This window comes from Streptomyces sp. NPDC020917 (assembly GCF_044333795.1).
Classification (GTDB): domain Bacteria; phylum Actinomycetota; class Actinomycetes; order Streptomycetales; family Streptomycetaceae; genus Actinacidiphila.
This window is the reverse complement of sequence record NZ_JBIRRR010000026.1, coordinates 28,440-45,728: the sequence shown is the minus strand read 5'-3', so window position 1 is coordinate 45,728 and position 17,289 is coordinate 28,440. Positions and strand designations below refer to the sequence as shown.

At 72.4% G+C, this 17,289-nt stretch carries 11 protein-coding genes and 1 pseudogene; 6 read left to right on the top strand and 6 right to left on the bottom strand.

Features of this window, described 5'->3' with window-relative positions; genetic code table 11:
- Window positions 1-55 precede the first annotated feature (55 nt).
- The gene (locus ACH4TG_RS36640; protein ID WP_398247005.1) at window positions 56-886 is read left to right on the top strand and encodes a DUF4253 domain-containing protein; all 831 of its coding nucleotides are present in this window, start codon (window positions 56-58) and stop codon (window positions 884-886) included.
- A gap of 19 nt (window positions 887-905) precedes the next feature.
- Here the strand turns inward: ACH4TG_RS36640 and ACH4TG_RS36635 are convergent, their stop codons facing one another.
- The 4 genes from ACH4TG_RS36635 to ACH4TG_RS36620 form a co-directional block, all read right to left on the bottom strand.
- Window positions 906-1,091, bottom strand: coding sequence for a hypothetical protein (locus tag ACH4TG_RS36635; protein WP_398247004.1), 186 nt, complete (start codon window positions 1,089-1,091; stop codon window positions 906-908).
- A gap of 103 nt (window positions 1,092-1,194) precedes the next feature.
- Window positions 1,195-1,380 (bottom strand): hypothetical protein, encoded by a 186-nt coding sequence (locus tag ACH4TG_RS36630; protein ID WP_398247003.1) that lies wholly within the window; start codon window positions 1,378-1,380, stop codon window positions 1,195-1,197.
- Between the two features lie 363 nt (window positions 1,381-1,743).
- Window positions 1,744-3,006, bottom strand: coding sequence for an MFS transporter (locus ACH4TG_RS36625; protein WP_398247063.1), 1,263 nt, complete (start codon window positions 3,004-3,006; stop codon window positions 1,744-1,746).
- Window positions 3,003-3,551 carry a MarR family winged helix-turn-helix transcriptional regulator gene (locus ACH4TG_RS36620; protein WP_398247002.1) on the bottom strand — a complete coding sequence of 183 codons (549 nt, stop codon included), beginning with the start codon at window positions 3,549-3,551 and terminating at the stop codon, window positions 3,003-3,005. Before ACH4TG_RS36620 ends, ACH4TG_RS36625 begins: the two co-directional genes overlap by 4 nt.
- A 149-nt stretch (window positions 3,552-3,700) precedes the next feature.
- Between ACH4TG_RS36620 and ACH4TG_RS36615 the strand changes: the two genes are divergently transcribed.
- Window positions 3,701-3,916 (top strand): DUF4287 domain-containing protein, encoded by a 216-nt coding sequence (locus tag ACH4TG_RS36615; RefSeq protein ID WP_398247001.1) that lies wholly within the window; start codon window positions 3,701-3,703, stop codon window positions 3,914-3,916.
- 105 nt (window positions 3,917-4,021) lie between these two features.
- Window positions 4,022-4,198, top strand: a complete 177-nt coding sequence (locus tag ACH4TG_RS36610) for a hypothetical protein (RefSeq protein ID WP_398247000.1) — start codon at window positions 4,022-4,024, stop codon at window positions 4,196-4,198.
- Between the two features lie 100 nt (window positions 4,199-4,298).
- On the opposite strand, the gene ACH4TG_RS36605 is transcribed toward ACH4TG_RS36610, so the two are convergent.
- On the bottom strand, window positions 4,299-8,426 hold the full coding sequence (locus tag ACH4TG_RS36605; protein ID WP_398246999.1) for a carboxypeptidase regulatory-like domain-containing protein: 4,128 nt from the start codon (window positions 8,424-8,426) through the stop codon (window positions 4,299-4,301).
- A gap of 503 nt (window positions 8,427-8,929) precedes the next feature.
- Here ACH4TG_RS36605 and ACH4TG_RS36600 point away from each other — a divergent pair.
- Window positions 8,930-13,171: a carboxypeptidase regulatory-like domain-containing protein gene (locus ACH4TG_RS36600; protein WP_398246998.1), complete on the top strand. Its 4,242-nt coding sequence runs from the start codon at window positions 8,930-8,932 to the stop codon at window positions 13,169-13,171.
- Window positions 13,172-13,255: 84 nt separating this feature from the next.
- Here the strand turns inward: ACH4TG_RS36600 and ACH4TG_RS36595 are convergent, their stop codons facing one another.
- Window positions 13,256-14,284 carry a helix-turn-helix domain-containing protein gene (locus ACH4TG_RS36595; RefSeq protein ID WP_398246997.1) on the bottom strand — a complete coding sequence of 343 codons (1,029 nt, stop codon included), beginning with the start codon at window positions 14,282-14,284 and terminating at the stop codon, window positions 13,256-13,258.
- 437 nt (window positions 14,285-14,721) lie between these two features.
- Here ACH4TG_RS36595 and ACH4TG_RS36590 point away from each other — a divergent pair, with 437 nt between their 5' ends.
- Window positions 14,722-16,764, top strand: a complete 2,043-nt coding sequence (locus ACH4TG_RS36590) for a phosphocholine-specific phospholipase C (RefSeq protein ID WP_398246996.1) — start codon at window positions 14,722-14,724, stop codon at window positions 16,762-16,764.
- Between the two features lie 49 nt (window positions 16,765-16,813).
- Window positions 16,814-17,263: pseudogene (locus tag ACH4TG_RS36585) on the top strand (gamma-glutamyl-gamma-aminobutyrate hydrolase family protein); the annotation flags it as partial.
- Window positions 17,264-17,289: the final 26 nt, after the last annotated feature.

Genomic DNA, 17,289 nt, shown 5'->3' with positions numbered 1-17,289 from the left:
GGCGTCCCCGCCCGGCCCAACGCCCCTGTCAGTGGCGGGGGATACCGTCCGCGGCATGATCTTCGAAGCACTCCCCGACGACCTGCAGAAGCTCTTCCGCGGCCCTGAGGGCGGCGAGGGACGGGGCCTGTCCGTGGCGCTGCCCACCGGACGCCTCGTCCTGCCGGACGAAGGCGAGGGGGAGACCCCCGTCCTGTGGCTGAGCGACCGGCCGGCCACCGCGGACCTCTACCGCGCGCTGCGGGCCGAGCATGCCCGCTCCGGTCTGTACCCGCTGCTGCTGGACGCGCTGGACAAGGCGGATCCGGACTACCGGCCGTGGGCCTGCGGCGAGTTGTTCCTCGACCGGCTGACCTCGCCGGACAGTCACGATCCGGCCGCCGTGCTGGCGGGCTGGTGGCCCGACGACGGCGACGAGGACGAGGAACGCACCGAGGCCACCGCCCCCTTCGGCCAGGGGTGGCCCGGCCTGGCTCCGGCCGCGCCCCCGCGGCACGACCCCGACCTGCTGGCGGAAGCCTTCGCACACCAACTCCTCGCCGAGGAGCCGCACGTGCGGCTGGGCCTGGTCGCGGCACCCACCGGCGCGGCAGCCCTCACCTCCGTGGGCTGGTCGGGCCCGCTCAACCATGACAACGACACGGCGCGGTTCTCGGCCGTCGTCGGGGACTGGGAGCGCCGCTTCGGCGTCCGCGTGGTCGGGGTCGGCTTCGACACCCTCCGCCTCAGCGTGGCCGCCCCTCCCGCCACCGCGGACGCCGCCCTGGCCGTCGCCGCCGAGCACCTCGCCTTCTGCCCCGACAACATCTGGCAGGGCGTGGGCAGCGTCGCCGACTACGCCGAGATGCTGGTGGACGAGGATGAGTGGTACTTCTGGTGGGACTGACCGGCCGGTGGCCCCGGCCTCAGCCGACGAAGGGCCCGAACCCGCCCGAAGTTCCGCTCATGCGGGTGTGGTTGACGGGCAGGAGGCTGTCCCGATCCGGCGCGACCCGCCGGTGCGCCTCCGAGTCCGTGAACGTCGCGAGCCGCCGCCGCTCCGACACCATGACGAGCAGCCGCCCGCCCTTCTTGGCCAGCCATTCCCTCATCGCGGCACTCCCTTCCCCTGGAAATCTCCCCCGCTGCCTCCATCCTGCCCACCCGGACGGCCGGCCAGTGCACATTTGAGGAGAAACAGAGGTCAGCGGGCGGTCAGTCGCCGATCCGGTCGTTCTGGAACTCGAGTTCCATGCCGGTGGGGCCGAGGTGGATCCGGCGCACCCGGCGCAGTCCGTCGATCAGCCGGCGGAACACCGACTTCTGCGAGCAGGCCGGGCAGGTGACCGTCGCCGTGAAGCTGAACCGGCGGGCATCGGTGGTGACGCACTGGAGATCCACCCTGTACTCGACGGTCTCCCGGCACCGCGAGCAAGGAAGCCCCTGGAGTTCCAGGGGAACGCGATGGGTGATGACCCGCACCACGGCCCCGCAATGGGGGCAGTAACTCACTCCGTCGCCGCGAGCGGTCCAGCCGTCACCCCGCGCGTTGGCCTCGACTTCCCGGACGTCGACGGAGAACTCGTCCCGTGCGGCGTCCCCGCCGCGCCGGCAGTCCTCACACGGGCAGGTGCACGAGAACTCGACGCCTCCCGTTGGCATGCACGACCCCCTGCCCGCACCGCAACTGTGGCAGCATGCGCGGAAGTCTAGTGCCGCACCAGGTAGTTGACGGGGTGGGCCATGGGAATGGGGGCTGCCTGGCTAGGTCGCGGGCTGCTCTGCGGGAGGGGGCGACGGGGAGGTCTGGGTGGGGTTGCGGAGGGCGGGGGTGGTGGAGGCGAGGAGGAGGACGGCGGCGAGGCAGAGGAGGCCGCCGCTGACGAGAGCCGCGGGGCCGGAAGTGGCCTCGGCGACGAGGCCGCCGCGCATGTTGCCGATGTCGGGGCCGGCCTGGCCGACGATCTGCTCGGCGGCGCTCACGCGGCCCAGGAGTTCGCGCGGGGTGTGGGTCTGGACGACGGTGGTGCGGGAGACGACGGCGACGGTGTCCGCGGCGCCGGCCACCACGAGGAAGGCCAGGCCCGCCCAGGCGCCGGGCGCCATCCCGAAGAGGGTCAACGCCGCGCCCCAGGCGGCGGATCCGCAGAGCATGGTCAGGCCTGGACGGGGGAGCCGGGTGAACGTGCCGGAGAACACGGACGCCGTCACGCCCCCGACGGCTATCGCGGTGAGGAACAGCCCCAGGGTGCGCGGGTTCCCGCCGAAGCGCTCGGCGTTGATCACGGGGAACAGGCTGATCGGCATCGACAGCACGGTGGCCGCCAGGTCCGTGAGCAGGGCCCCGCGCACGACCGGCGTGCGGGCGAGGAACGCCAGCCCGTCCCGCACCCCCCGCAGACCGGGCCGCACGGCCTCATCCCCCGCCCCCATCGGCGGCAGTCCGAACGCACCGTGGAGCGCGGCCAGGAACGTCACCGCGTCGACCAGGTAGCAGGCCCCCACTCCCAGCCCGCCCGCGATGACGCCGCCCAGCGCCGGGCCGATCAGCATGGCGCCCTGGAAGGCGATCCGCTCCAGGGCCAGTCCCGCGGCGAGTTGGGGCTTCGGCAGCAGGTGCGAGACGAAGGTACGCGAGGCCGGGCCCGCGCACGCGACGCAGCACGACTGGAGCGCCACCAGCCCCAGCACGCCCGCGGCGGGCAGGTGCCCGACGAAGCCCTGGAGCGCGAGGAGCAGGGAGAACGCGGCCTCCCCGCTCGTCGCCAGCAGATAGACCTTGCGGCGGTCCACCCGGTCGACGAGCGAGCCGGCGAACAGCCCGAGCGCGACGAGCGGGATCGCCTGGGCCAGCCCGACGGCGCCCGTCCACGCCGTGCTCCCCGTCATCCGCCAGACCTGCACCATCACCGCGACGAGCGTCATCTGGCTGCCGAAGCCGGACAGGGCGCGGCCGATCCACAACCGCCGGAACGCGGGCGACGACCGCAGCGGCCCCGTGTCGACCAGCGTGCGCCTCAGCGTCAGCCCCACGCGGGATCCTCGGCCAGCTTCGCCGCGATCCGGTCGTGGAAGCTCCGGCGTTCCAGCGCCCGCTCGATGTCGGAGACGACCTGCGACAGCGGGTACGGGATCTCGGCCTCCAACTCCGCGAGGGCGGCCTCGGTGGCCCGCCACTCCGCGGCGAGGCGGCCGACGACCCGCTCGGCCTTGCGGGTGAGCGTGACCTTCCTGGTGCGCGCGTCGTCGCCCACCATGGTGCGGACCCAGCCGGCCGCACGCATCGCGGTCACCTTCTGGCTGAGCGCCGAGTGCGTGTGCTGGGCCGACTCGGCCAGCTCCGCGATGGTCATGGGCCCGTGCACGTGGAGCCGGAGCAGTTCCATGACGAAGGTCGGCTTGAGCCCCTCGATCCGCTGCTCCCGGTAGATCCGCGCGATGTCCGCGTCCATGGACGACTGGAGCAGGCGCAGCGGCCGCCACAGGTTCTGCCGCGTCGGGTCGGCGGCGGGAGGCCCGGCGGCGGAGGACCCGGCGGCCGGAGATCCGGCGGCGGGAGGCTCGGTTGTCATGGGGCGTATCGTATCAGCACTTATATAAGTGCTTGTCTATCGTGCTTCCGCCGCTCCGATGAGTTTTCCGCGGACCCGCGGTCTACCCTGTGGCCGATGCGGATCCGCATGGGCGACAGGCGTCCGCACCGGCAGACAGGGAGCACGACATGACCACGGAACAGCGCGGCCCCGCCAGCTACTTTCCGTCCATCGAGAAGAAGCACGGCCGGCCGATCGCGGAGTGGAAGGAGCTGATCCGTGCGTCGCCGCTGACCCGGCACATGGAACTGGTCGCCTGGCTCAAGAACGAGCACGGCCTGGGCCACGGCCACGCCAACGCGCTCGTCGCCCACACCCGGGCCGAGGACGAGGCCGCGTCGTGACGTGCGCGGACCCGCCGGGACGGCTCTGACGGGGTGACAACGTTGTGACAGCACGCGCACAGCTCACGGACAGCCGAGCGTCCACCCGCCCGTAAACTCGCGGACATGCCAAACGGGGACCACGCACTCACCTTCATTGCCTACCGCAGCCACCACCACAGCTACGGGCACTCGCACGGCGGTTCCGGCGGACTCGGAGCCACCGGCCTGTTCGTGCTGCTGGCTGTCGCCGCGGTGATCGCGATCATCGTCTTCGCGGTGAAGCGCTCCAGCGGCGGGTGAGGCGGACCGGCCCCCCACGGACCGGTCCGCCGCGATGCGGGCGCACCCCATCGGGGATGCGCCCGCACGTCATGCGCGCACTACTCCCGCCCGAGCGGCCCTACTTCCGCTTGAGCGTGAAGTCCGTGACGACCGCCACCCCCTTCTTGATCTTCACCGTGGCCACGGTCGGCTGGTAGCCGTCCTTGGCGACGATGACGGTCAGCGGGTTGTTGCGGGTGTCCAGCCACAGCGCGTAGGTGCCGTCGGACGTCGTGGTCAGCGTGTACGACGACGCCCAGCTGTCCACCTGGACGGTGGCCCCGGACAGCGGCGCGGTGCCGCCGGTGGCGGTGACGCCGAGGATGGTGCCGTTCATCTTGCCCCAGGTCTTGGGCGGGTCGACATGCAGGGCCACCGGGATCGACGCCACCGTGTAGGGGGTGTCGCTGCCCGCGGTGATCTGCGCGGTGAAGTCACCCGGCTGGGAGACCTCGGGGACCGAGGCGTCCAGGCTGACGGTGACCGTCGACGTCGCGCCCGGCTGCACCGTCAGCTCCTGCGTGCTCTCGCCCAGCCAGGTCACGTCGGACGAGCCCACCTGGTCGTAGCCGGGGAGCAGTTCCACCGCGGGGATCGGCGAGCCGGGGGCGTTGCCGCCGCCGACCTTGTAGAAGCCCGCCGCGCCACCGCTCCGGTACGTCGCCACGTTGGCGTTCGGCAGCGCGCTCCACGTCCCGGACTGCGGGTCGAAGGCGTAACCGCGGTTGGTCAGGGCGTTGTTGCTGATGCCGCTGGAGATCAGCAGCAGCCCGTTGGCCGAGGTGTAGGACGAGGCCCACTGGGTGCCGGGCATGTCCGCGACCTGGGACCAGCTGTTGGCCGCCGGGTCGTACACGTAGGAGTGCACGATCTCGGTGCTGCCGTTCAGACCGCCGGCGCAGTACAGCAGGTCGCCGATGCCGGCGCAGGACTGCCAGGAGACCGGCTCCGGGTAGGCGGCGATCGCCGTCCAGCTGTCGGAGGACGGGTCGTAGGCGCTGGCGTCGGTGGTGCCGCACGAGCTCGCGCCGCAGCCGCCGACCATGTACAGCTTGCCGTCGACCACGGCCGTGCCCGATCCCGCGTAGGCCTTGGGCGCCGAGGCACCCGTGGTCCACGTGTCGCTCGCGGGGTCGTACACCTCCAGCTTGGTGTCCGGGCTGCCGGAGGCACCCCAGCCGCCGACGGCGTAGAACTTGCCGTCGATGAACCCGTGCGCCGGGGCCTCCCGGGTGTCCGCCGCGGAGGCCAGCTTGCTCCAGCTGCCGGCGGACGGGTCGAGGACGTAGAGGTCCTTGCTGTCCGCGGACCCGTTGTAGCCGAAGGCCGAGTAGACCTTGCCGTCGTAGGTGCCGACAGCATTGTCCATGATGGCATTGGGGTAGTTGGGCGCGGTCTGCCACGCGTCGTCGGACGGGCCCGGGTCCGGCTGCGCGGAGCCGTCCGCCGGGTGCGCCTTGTCGGACAGCGGGGAGAACGTTCCCTTGACCGTCTTGAGCGGGGCGCCCTGGGCCTGGATCTTGAACCCGCCGGAGCGCTCGCCCAGCTTCAGCGTGGCGGGAGCGCCGCCGGTGTTCTTGACCGTGAGCTGCTGGGTGGTCTTCCCGCCCCAGCCGACGGTGGCGGCGACGGAGTCCGGAGTGACCTGCAGCCGGCCCGCCTTGAGCTGGAAGTCCGCCGCGACGGCGCTGTCCGCGGCCACCTTCACCGTGCCGGCGGCGGTGGCGTAGTGGGACTTGACGGCGTGGAAGGCGTGGTCGCCCATGGTGGAGGAGAACAGGGAGAAGTAGCCGTCACCGAGGTTCGGATCGTCGGGCGTGGCGACGGTGGTGACGCTCTGCGTGGTGTCGTCCTGGTTGGTGACGGTCGCGCCGACCACGCCGGCGTCGGTGTTGGCGTCCGAGACGGACCCCACGACCAGGCCGCCGGGGATGGCGGACATGTCGCGGTTGCCGACGAAGACGTTGTCCACCGACCACCACCAGCCCCAGTGCCCGGTGAAGCGGAACCGCACCTGCACGGCGGACTTGCCCGCGAAGTCGGAGAGCGGGACTTCGATTCTGGACGGTCCGGTGATGCCGGTCGTGGTGGACCAGACCGGGGTCCACGTGGTGCCGCCGTCCGAGGTGGCGTCGACTTCGGCGGTCTGCCCGCCGATGTACCGGTACTCGGTGTCGAAGGCGACCTCGGGAGCGCTCTTGCCGGTGAAGTCGTAGACCGGGCTGACCAGTTGGGAGTCCTGGCTGGCGCTGCCGCCGAAGTGGTCGCTGTCGACCACCGCGAACGCGCCGTCACCGCCGGTCCGGTTGCCGCGGGAGCCCGGGTCGTCGAACTCCCAGCCGCCCGTGGTGCCCTCGGCGTTGACGACACTCCAGCCCTGCGGCGGCGCGTCGGTGGCGTCGAACGTCTCGGTGGTGCCGTTCAGGTGCTGCGTGTAGCCGCGGGCGGTGCCCGACCACGGGTCGACCGGGACCGAGAGGTCCAGGCTCGCCGCGCTGTCACCGATCGTCACGGTCTTGCTGGCGGCCTGGTAGCCGGGGTCGGAGACGGCGACGTGCAGCGTGTAGTCGTGCCCCTGGGGGAGCGACACGGAGTACGCGCCGGTCGCGGGGTCGGTCCACACCGAACCGGGGACGCCGTCCGCGGTGATCTTGGCGTAGAGCGGCCAGCCGTGGCCGGAGCCGTCGGTGACCTTGCCGGAGAGGGTCTGGCTCGGCACCGGCGACAGGCTGTAGTTCTTGGTGAGGGTCGCGCCGTCCGCCACCGCCACGCCCGAGTCGGACGTGCCGGCGTAGCCGAAGGCGTCCACGGTCACGTCGTAGGTGCCCACCGGGACCGTCAGGTCGTAGGTGCCCGCCGCACCGGTGTGCGCGACGTTGGTGCCGGCGGTGATCGTGGCGCCGGAGATCGGCTTGCCGGTCTTGGAGTCGGTGACGGTGCCGGTCAGTTCACCGTGCGGGCCGCTGCGGAAGGCCGCCAGGCCGTCGGGGGTGCCGAGGCCCGTCGGGCCGTCGTAGCCGGGGCCGCCGGTGCACAGGTACGACGGGGTGCACGAGCCGTTGGAGCCCGTGGTGATGTCGTTGATGCCCGAGGACGCGGCGTACGGGTAGGAGTTGGGGTACGTGCCGGCCACCGGGGTGCCCGCGTCGGCGTAGACGCTGGCGATGATCGGCGACGACACGCTCGTGCCGCCGTAGACCGCCCAGCCGCCGGCGCCGTAGGTCTGGTAGACCGCGACGCCCTCGGCCACCGCGGAGACGTCGGCGAGCGCCCGGTTGGCGCAGCCGGTGTCCTTCTGGAAGGCGGGCTTGGGCTCGTACAGCGAGCAGCCGGAACCGGCGTCGCTCCAGGCCGACTCGGTCCAGCCGCGGGTGGTGCCGGTGTCACGGGTCAGCGTGGTGCCGCCGACGGAGGTGACGTACTGGGAGGCGGCCGGGTAGCCCACGCCGTAGGCGTAGTCGCCGGTCGAGACGGTCACCGCGACGCCGGGGTGGTTGTAGTACGCGTCGAAGGCGGTCGTCTCGGAGGGGTCCTCGCCGTTGCCGCCGCGGTAGTCGCTGCCGTAGGAGTTGGAGACGTACTTCGCGCCGAGCGCGACGGCCTCGTTCACCGAGGAACCGAGGTTCTCGAAGCTGTTGTCGTCCGCCTCGACCAGCAGGATGTGCGCGTAGGGCGCGACCGCGGAGACCATGTCGAGGTCGAGCGAGATCTCACCCGCCCAGCCGGAGTCCGGGGTGGGGTAGCTGGTCCCGCCGCGCTGGTCGACCTTGCTGAAGCAGCCGTTGGCCGTAGTGCAGGCCGGCAGCCCGTACTGCTCGCGGTAGATCGCGAGGTCGGCCTCGGCGTTCGGGTCGTCGAACGCGTCGACGATGGCGACGGTCTGACCCGCGCCGCCGTCGGTCGGCAGGTTGTAGGCGCTCTGCAGATCGGTGGCGCCCCACCCGTTGGGGGTGACGGCTGCCGGGGTGACGCCCTTGGCCGCCTTGATGTCGGTGCGCCGCAGGGCGTAACAGGTGAACTCGTCGGCGCCGGGGGCGGCGCAGGCCGGTTCCAGGAGCGGATGCCCGTCGGTCGCGGCGGCCGGGGCAGCGGAGACCGGTGCGGCGGCCCCGGCGGGGGCCTGGACTCCCAGGACCGCCATGGCGGTGGCACTCGCCACGGCCAGGCCGGCGAAGATCGTCCGCCGGAGAGGAGGTCTGGTTCTCATCGGATTGCGCAACGTGTGACTCCATGCGTTCTTGCAGGGGTCGACCCGTGTACGGCTCTGGGGGCGACGGTGAATGCACGTGCAATCACCGGGGGTCAATTAGCGAATCGTGTTCAGGTCATGTCAACAGTGACCCTGCGTGCAACTCGGCGACGCAGCGTCATGGCGGAAGCCCCGGAGTGTCGCCCGGCGACGGGAAATGGTGGGGGTTTCTGTGGGAATGCGGTCTGAATTCACGCCATCCCCTCAGGGTCTGACGCCTCAAAGACCCCTCTGGTTCCCGCTTGTCCCGTTGGGGGCGTGAACACGTCACGGCGCCAAGCCGCCAGCGGCCCGCATTGACCGGCGGATCACGCCAGTTGGACCTTTGTGCTGGTCAGTCCACCCCCCCACGGACACCGGCCGGTCCCCCCGTCCGCCTCCCGTATCCGCCTCCCGGATCCCGAACACGCCGCGCACGTCCGTCCCTTCCTGGAGTCCCCTTGCCAGTCCCACGCCCGTCCGTGAGACGGCTGCGCCCGCTGCGGAGCATCGTTGCCGCGGTCGCCGCCGTCATCGCCGTCCTCGCGGTCCTGCTGCCCCAACAGGCGCTCGCCGCACCCCTGCCGGCCACCAGCACCGGGAAGGTGACCGCGGCCCCTGCCTGCGGCACGCCCCAGCCCGGCCACTTCTCCTGCTTCGCGCTCCGCCGCACGGACCGCACCGCCTCGCTCGGCGTGCGGCGCAACGCGGCAGGGGCCGCCCTGGCGCCCGACGGCTACGCGCCCGCGGACCTCCGGTCGGCCTACGACCTGCCGGCCGACGGCGGCGCCGGCGCGACCATCGCGATCGTCGACGCCTACGACAACCCGAACGCCGAGGCCGACCTCAACGTCTACCGCGCGCAGTACGGCCTGCCCGCCTGCACCAGCGACAACGGCTGCTTCCGCAAGGTCGACGAGCACGGCGGCGTCGCCTACCCGGCCGCCGACGAGGGCTGGGGCGCCGAGATCTCGCTGGACCTGGACATGGTCTCCGCGGTCGCACCGCAGGCCCACATCCTGCTGGTCGAAGCAGACGCCACCACGTCCGAGGACCTCGGCACCGCGGTGAACACGGCGGTCGCCCTCGGCGCGAAGTACGTCTCCAACTCCTGGGGCGCGTACGGCGACAGCACCGACGACCTGGCTTACGACGAGGCCTACTTCAACCACCCGGGCGTCGCGGTGGTGTTCAGCTCCGGCGACGACGGTTACGGCGTCAGCTACCCCGCCTCCTCGCCCTACGTCACCTCGGTCGGCGGCACCTCGCTGGTCCACGACATCAGCAGCCGCGGCTGGGGCGAGTCGGTCTGGAACGGCGTGACGTACGGCTCCGACGGGCCGCACTGGGGTGCCACCGGATCCGGCTGCTCGGCCGTGGAGCCCAAGCCGTCCTTCCAGGCCGCCGTCGACTGCCAGGGGCGCTCGGTCGCCGACGTCAGCGCGGTCGCCGACCCGGCCACCGGTGTGGCCGTCTACAACTCCTTCTCCGACAACGGCTGGAACGTCTACGGCGGCACCTCCGCCTCGGCGCCGATCATCGCCGGCGTGTACGCGCTGGCCGGCACCCCGGTGGACGGCACCTATCCCGCCGCCTACCCCTACCAGCAGCCGGGCGCGCTCAACGACGTGACGCAGGGCGACGACGCCAGCTGCTCCGACAGCTCCCTCTGCGGCTACGGCACGGTCCCGGACTGCACCCCCGCCTACACCTGCGCGGCGCAGCCCGGCTACGACGGCCCGACCGGCCTCGGCACGCCCAACGGCACGGCCGCCTTCAAGCCCGGCCCGCACGGCGCCGTCAGCGGCACCGTGACCGACGCCGGCACCAAGGCGGTGGTGTCCGGTGCCACGGTCAGCCTCGGCGACTACCGGGCCACCACCGACGCCAAGGGCCACTACCGGCTCGACGTCCCGGCGGGCACCTACCCGCTGACCGTCTCGGCGTTCGGCTACGCGGACAAGGACCTCGGACAGGTGCCCGTCGACGACGGCGCCGCGCTCACCGAGGACGCCGCGCTGACCGCGGTGCCCTCGCAAGAGATCTCCGGCACCGTCAAGGACGGCGGGCAGCACGGCTGGGGCCTGTACGCCAAGCTCACCCTCGACGGCGTGCCCGGCACCGTCTTCACCGACCCGGCCACCGGCCGCTACTCGGTGCGCGTCCCGATGAACCACAGCTACACCCTGCACGCCACGGCGCTCTACCCCGGCTACCGGCCCGCCGAGTCCACGGCCGCCGTCGGCACCGGCCCGAGCACCGTCGACCTCGCCCTGCCGCTCAACACCGCGGGAGCGCTCCCGCCCGGCTACGAGACCGACTACCTGGGCGGCGGCCTGGAATCGTTCGCCACCTCCGCGACCCCGGCCGGCTGGACGATCAAGAACAACACCGACGCGGGCGGCTGGCAGTTCGACGACCCGCTCAACCGCGGCAACCAGACCGGCGGCACCGGCCGGTTCGCCGAGGTCGACGACTACGCCCTGGGCTGGAAGCCCGCCGACACCGAACTCCGCAGCCCCAGCTACGACTTCAGCAAGCAGACTGCGCCCGAGCTGCAGTTCGACACCGCGCTGCCGTCCCTGTACCGGCTGGGCGACCTGACCGCCGACGTCGACGCCAGCACCGACGGCGGCGCCACGTGGACCACGGTGTGGCACCACACCGATGTCATCGGCGGGCCGTCGCACCAGAACGTGCCGCTGGACGCCTACGCCGGGAAGTCCTCGGTGCAGCTGCGCTTCCACTTCACCGGCTCGCTCACCGGCATCTGGCAGATCGACAACGTCGCCGTGGGCACCCCGACGCTGGTCACCCGGCCCGGCGGGCTCCTCGTCGGCCGCGTCACCGACGCCAACACCGGCGCCGGCGTGGTCGGTGCGACGGTCAGCGGCGTCACCACCCCGGCCGACTCCGGCCGCAGCGTCGCCTCGCCCGGCGACCCGGCCGTCGGCGACGGCCTGTACTGGATGTTCTCCAGCCGGACCGGCAAGCAGCAGTTCACCGCCGGGCTGCCGGGCTTCGGCTACCCCGCGGTCAGCGTCAAGGCCGACGTGCGGCCCGACACCGTCACCTCCGCCGACTTCGCGCTGCACCCCGCGCAGTTGCAGTACAGCGTCTCCGCGGTGAGCGCCAACGTGGCCTGGGGCGGCAGCAGGACCGTCGACGTCAAGGTGCGCAACACCGGCGGCTCGCCGGCCACCTTCTCGCTCGGCGAGCAGAACCTCGGCGGGCCCGCCTCCAGCGAGCCCGGCCCCGCGGCGCGCCGCACGCCCTCCACGCTGACGCCCAACACCGCGTTCACCGCGGCTTCCTCGGCCTCCTCCGCCGCGCCGCCGGCGGCCGGGCCGGCCGCGGCGGGCGCGACCGCCGACCAGGCGTGGCAGCCGCTCACCGACCTGCCCGCCGCCTCCTTCGGCGGCGTCGCCGCCGTCGACCAGGGCACCCTGTACGCCGGACTCGGCGAGTCGCCGGGCGGCGTGTGGAGCGGCTCCTTCGGCTCCTACGACGCGACGACGGGCGGCTGGAAGGCGCTCGCCGGCCCGACGACCAAGCGGTTCACCCCGGCCTACGGCTTCATCCGCGGCAAGCTCTACGTCACCAGCGGGCGCGACGCGGCGGGCAACCCGATCCCGGGCAGCGAGGTCTACGACCCCGCGACCGACACCTGGTCGCAGATCGCCGACATCCCCACCGCCTACGGCGCCTCGGGCTCGGCCGTGGCCGGCGACAAGCTGTACGTCATCGGCGGCTGCGTGATGTTCAACTGCGGCTCCAACGACGTGCAGGTCTACGACCCGGCGAGCGACACCTGGTCGGCCGGCACCCCGTACCCCGAGCCGGTCTCCTGGCCGGCGTGCGGCACCTCGGACGGCACCGTCTACTGCTCGGGCGGCGTGTACCAGCCCGACGGCGCGGCGCCGAAGGCCTCTGTGCACACCTACGCCCTCGACCCGGCCAAGGGGACCTGGAAGCGGGTCGCCGACGCGCCCTCCGACCTGTGGGGCGCCACTGGCACCGCTGCCGACGGCAAGCTGCTGGTCGGCGGCGGCATCCAGGCGAGCACCAGCACGCTGACCAACGAGGCACACGCCTACGACCCGGCGACCGACTCCTGGTCGGCGATGCCGAACCTGGCGGCGCCGGTGCTCGACGCCCAGTCGGCACCCGGCTGGTACGTCACCGGCGGCGCGAACGCCTACAGCATCCCGCAGGCGTCGGTGCAGAAGCTGGCCGGCTACGACCAGCCGCACGCCGACGTGCCGTGGCTGACCCCGTCGGCCTCGACGCTCACGGTCAAGGGCGGCGGCTCGGTCACGGTGCGGATCACCCTGGACGCCGGGGCGATGACCTCGGCGGACGCGGGCGCCCACCGGGCCGCGCTGGTCGTGGACAGCGACACCCCCTACGGCTCGGTGTCGCTGCCGGTCACCATGACGGTGGTCCCGCCCGCCGGCTGGGGCCTGCTGACCGGAACGGTCACCGGCAAGGACGCCGACGGGGCGAGCGCGCCGCTGGCGGACGCCGTGGTCGAGATCGACTCGGCGAACGGCGACGTCTCGGTCACCACCGGCACCGACGGCAGCTACGCCCTGTGGCTGCCGGCGAAGAGCAATCCGCTCACCGTCATCGCGGCGGCCACCGGCTACCGCCCGGCGACCCGCACCGTCCGCATCGTCAAGGAAGGAGCGGTGACCGCCGACTTCACCCTGCTGCACCAGTAGCGGGCATCCCGGCGGCCGCACCGTGGTGCGGCCGCCGGGCACCGGGCGTGCACCCGCCCCGGCGGGCGGGGACGGCCCACCCGGTCAACGGGGCGTTCCCTCCCCGCCGGCGGGTGCGTCGTCCTTCTCCGGCTCGGGAATCCACCAGCCGCGGCTCGCGGCGAGCACCCCGGCCTGGAACCTGCTCGCGGCACCCAGCCGGGTGAGCAGCGCCTGCACCCGCCGCTGCACCGTGCGGTAGCCGATGCCAAGCTGCCGTGCGATGGTCTCGTCCGGCATCCCCATCGCCAGCATCGAGATGATCCGCCGCTCCTCGTCGTTGACGAACTCGTCCTCGCCGACCCGCGCGCTGCGTCCCGGCATGTAGGGCTGCGCCTGCGCCCACAGCGACTCGAAGAGCGTGGACAGCGCGTCGAGCAGCGCCGACGGATGCACCAGGATGCACGCGTCCAGCACCTGCGGGGTGGCCAGCAGCGGGATCAGCGCCGCCTGGTCGTCGGCGATGATCAGCTTCATCGGCGCCTCGGGCAGGAACCGCACCTCCTCGCCGGCCGCGATGTCCTCCTCCACCCGCCCCATCGCGCCGGGGGTGTTGAGGGCGTCGCGCGCGTGGATGAAGCGGCTGCGCACGCTGCGGCCGGCGATCACGGCGGCGGAGTTGACGCGGGTGCCGTCGCGTGACTCGGCGTAGGGCGGCGCGTCGATGCCGCGGATCTCCTTCTCCGCGCGGTTGAACAGTTGCTGCCCGCAGCGTGCGACGCCGTCCCGGCCGGTGATCACCTGGATCAGCGCGGACGAGTCGCGGTCCCGGCGCGCGTCGCGGTGCCGATCCGTCAGGCGCTCGGTCAGGGACCGCACCCGCTGGATGTCCCGCTCCCTGGCCAGCAGCAGCACCTCGAGCGCGTGCCCCGGGGGCAGCGCCGTGTAGCTCGACGGACTGCCGGGCAGCCGCGAGATCAGCCCGCCGTCCTCCAGCCGCACCATGGCCGAGGCGACCACGTCCGGCTCGATCCCGGTGCGGCGGGCCAACTCCTCGATGGACAGCGGCAGGTTGTCGACCAGGACGAAATACAGTGTTTCAGCCGGCTGATCCAGCCCGAGAACTTCCAGCATGGCCACCTCCGCCCAAACGGTAGCCCGCGGAACCTAGTTGGTTGAATACAAGATCTTCACGACTACGGGATACCCGCCGGTAACCCAGCGTGCGCCGCACCGCGCGCCGGCGCCGCCATCCCGGTGACCCGGGTTTCGCCCCGCCGGGGAGCGACCGCAACCCTGCGGACACCGCAGACGGGTACAAGTTGGCCTCGACCTGGCCCGGACTCGGCAAAGACCGCCGTGATGTCCGCCAACGGTGGGGAGGATTTACCTGGCAACGGCGTGTCCTCGACCACCAGCCCGAACCGTGGCGCGTACAACGGGCCTGGCGTGCAGGAACTGTCCCCGGTCGACGGGGCCCGGCGAAGGATCCCCCCACACGGCACCGGGTCCCACCCGCAACTGGCATGTGCCGGGCCACCCCGGCGGTCCTCCCACCCACAAGGAGTGCCATGTCCGATCTCAACCGACGAAAGTTCCTCGCCATGGGCGCCGGCGCCGTGGCCGTCGCCGGGACCGCGGGCGCGGGCGCCACCTTCGCCGGCACCACCGAGCGCCGGCGGCACGCGGCGCCGGTGCCGGCGGCGACCGGCACCCTGGCGGACGCGCAGCACGTCGTCGTCCTGATGCAGGAGAACCGGAGCTTCGACCACTACTTCGGGCTCCTGAAGGGCATGCGCGGCTTCTCCGACCGCAGCACCGTCGAGATCCCCGGCGGCTACAGCGTCTTCGACCAGCCCAACGGCACCGGCCGGCACTACCCGTGGCAGTTCAGCGCGACCAGCCCGGCCGGCGGTGCCGACCCCGAACGCCTCGCCCAGTGCAACGGCGACCTCGCCCACGACTGGGCCACCCAGCACGCCGCCTGGCACAACGGCGCCATGGACGCCTGGGTGTCGGCCAAGGGGCTGCGCTCGCTCGGCTACCTCACCCGGGCCGACATCCCCTTCCACTACGCGCTGGCCGACAACTGGACGGTGTGCGACGCCTACCACGCCTCCGGACTCACCGCGACCGGCCCCAACCGCACCTACCTGTGGAGCGGGATGATCGACAGCACCTCCAAGGACGGCGGATCGGAGTCCGGGCTGACCTGGCAGACGTACGCCGAGGCCCTGGAGAAGGCCGGCGTGAGCTGGAAGGTCTACCAGACCGCCGACAACTACGGCGACAACGGCCTGGAGTACTTCTCCCAGTTCACCAACGCCCCCAGCGGCAGCGCGCTGCGCATCAAGGGGATGTCGGTGGTGCCCCATGGCACCACCGAGCCGGGCGACGTGGCCGCCGACATCTGCGACGCCATCGCGGCGGACGTGCGCGCCGGCACCCTCCCGCAGGTCTCCTGGATCGTGCCCGACCAGAACTACTCCGAGCACCCCCTGGGGACCCCGGCCAACGGCGCCCACTTCGTGCACATGGTCCTCGACGCCCTGAACGCCGACCCCGGCGTGTTCAACTCGACGATCCTGTTCCTGAACTACGACGAGAACGACGGCTTCTTCGACCACGTGCCGCCGCCGGCGCCCCCCGCGGGCACCGCCGGCGAGTTCATCAGCGGGGTGTCCATCGGCCTGGGGATCCGGGTGCCGATGATCGCGATCTCCCCGTGGAGCCGGGGCGGCTACGTCAACTCCCAGGTCAGCGACCACACCTCGGTGCTGCGTTTCCTGGAGCAGTGGACCGCCGCGATCGGAAAGCCCGCGACCTGCCCCAACATCAGCGACTGGCGGCGCTCGGTGTGCGGCGACCTGACCGGCATGTTCGATTTCGCCAGCCCGGTCTTCGGGCTGCCCTCGCTGCCGTCCACCGCCACCACCGTCGACATCGGCCAGTGCTCGGGACTGCCGAACCCGACCCCGGCGAACAACGCCCAGCCCGCCCAGGAGGCGGGCACCCGCAAGGCCCGCGCGCTGCCCTACCAGCCCACCGCCGACCTGGCCGACTTCACCGTCTCCGGCACCGGCATCCAGGCCCACATCGCCATGAGCAACGGCGGCACCGTCGGCTGCCACTTCGCCGTCTACACCAACGGCGGCCACCGGACCGGCGGTCCCTGGCAGTACACGGTGCCGCCGGGCCGGAGCAGCACCGACTACTACAACGTCGGCGCGAACTTCGGCAACGGGGTGTACGACCTCTCGGTCTTCGGCCCCAACCGCTTCATGCGCCGCTTCAAGGGCGACGCCACCAAGCCCGGCAAGGACCTCCTGGTCGTCGCCTCCGCCGTCAGCGTCTCCGGCACCACCAAGCTCCAGTTCATCATGACCAACAACAGCTCCTCGACCGTCACCTTCACCATCAAGGCGAACGCCTACCGCTCCGACGGGCCCTGGACCTACCAGGTGGCGGCGGGCACGACGGCCACCGACACCTTCAGCTCCCTCACCTACGGGCAGGGCTGGTACGACCACACCGTGACGGCGAACTCCGACGCCACCTGGTCGCAGCGGTTCGTCGGGCACATCGAGAACGGGCAGCCGAGCGTCAGCGGCTGACGCGCCGCCCGGTGTCCCGGGGGCGGCCGCCACCGGGACACCGGACGCCGGACCTCCGCACCCCGAACGCGACGCCTGGGAACTCGCCCTGGCCCGCGCGGCACTGGACAGGGACCTGCCGGTGCTCGGCGTCTGCCGCGGCCTGCAACTGATCAACGTGGCGCTCGGCGGCACCCTCCGCCAGCACCTGCCCGACGGCAGCCACCAGCAGGTGCCCGCACGCTTCGTGCGCCACACCGTCCATGTCCGGGCGGACACCCGGCTCGCCGCGGTGCTCGGCGCCTGGGCCGAGGTGTCCTGCTACCACCACCAGGCGGTGGCCGCGCTCGGCGACGGGCTGCGGCCGGTCGCCGTGGCGGACGACGGAACGCTGGAGGCCGCGGAGTCGGACGGTCACCGCCACGTCCTCGCCGTCCAGTGGCATCCGGAGACCGACCTCACCGACCTCCGGCTGTTCACCTCCCTGGTCACCGCGGCCCGCACGGGGTCCGCCGCCTGACCCGCCGGGCCGCTCGGGCCGCCCGC

Bases quoted from the DNA above. Each gene is read 5' to 3' on its own strand.
- ACH4TG_RS36640 (WP_398247005.1), top strand. From the start codon at position 56: ATGATCTTCGAAGCACTCCCCGACGACCTGCAGAAGCTCTTCCGCGGC.
- ACH4TG_RS36635 (WP_398247004.1), bottom strand. From the start codon at position 1,091: ATGAGGGAATGGCTGGCCAAGAAGGGCGGGCGGCTGCTCGTCATGGTG.
- ACH4TG_RS36620 (WP_398247002.1), bottom strand. From the start codon at position 3,551: ATGACAACCGAGCCTCCCGCCGCCGGATCTCCGGCCGCCGGGTCCTCC.
- ACH4TG_RS36615 (WP_398247001.1), top strand. From the start codon at position 3,701: ATGACCACGGAACAGCGCGGCCCCGCCAGCTACTTTCCGTCCATCGAG.
- ACH4TG_RS36610 (WP_398247000.1), top strand. From the start codon at position 4,022: ATGCCAAACGGGGACCACGCACTCACCTTCATTGCCTACCGCAGCCAC.
- ACH4TG_RS36605 (WP_398246999.1), bottom strand. From the start codon at position 8,426: ATGAGAACCAGACCTCCTCTCCGGCGGACGATCTTCGCCGGCCTGGCC.
- ACH4TG_RS36595 (WP_398246997.1), bottom strand. From the start codon at position 14,284: ATGCTGGAAGTTCTCGGGCTGGATCAGCCGGCTGAAACACTGTATTTC.
- ACH4TG_RS36590 (WP_398246996.1), top strand. From the start codon at position 14,722: ATGTCCGATCTCAACCGACGAAAGTTCCTCGCCATGGGCGCCGGCGCC.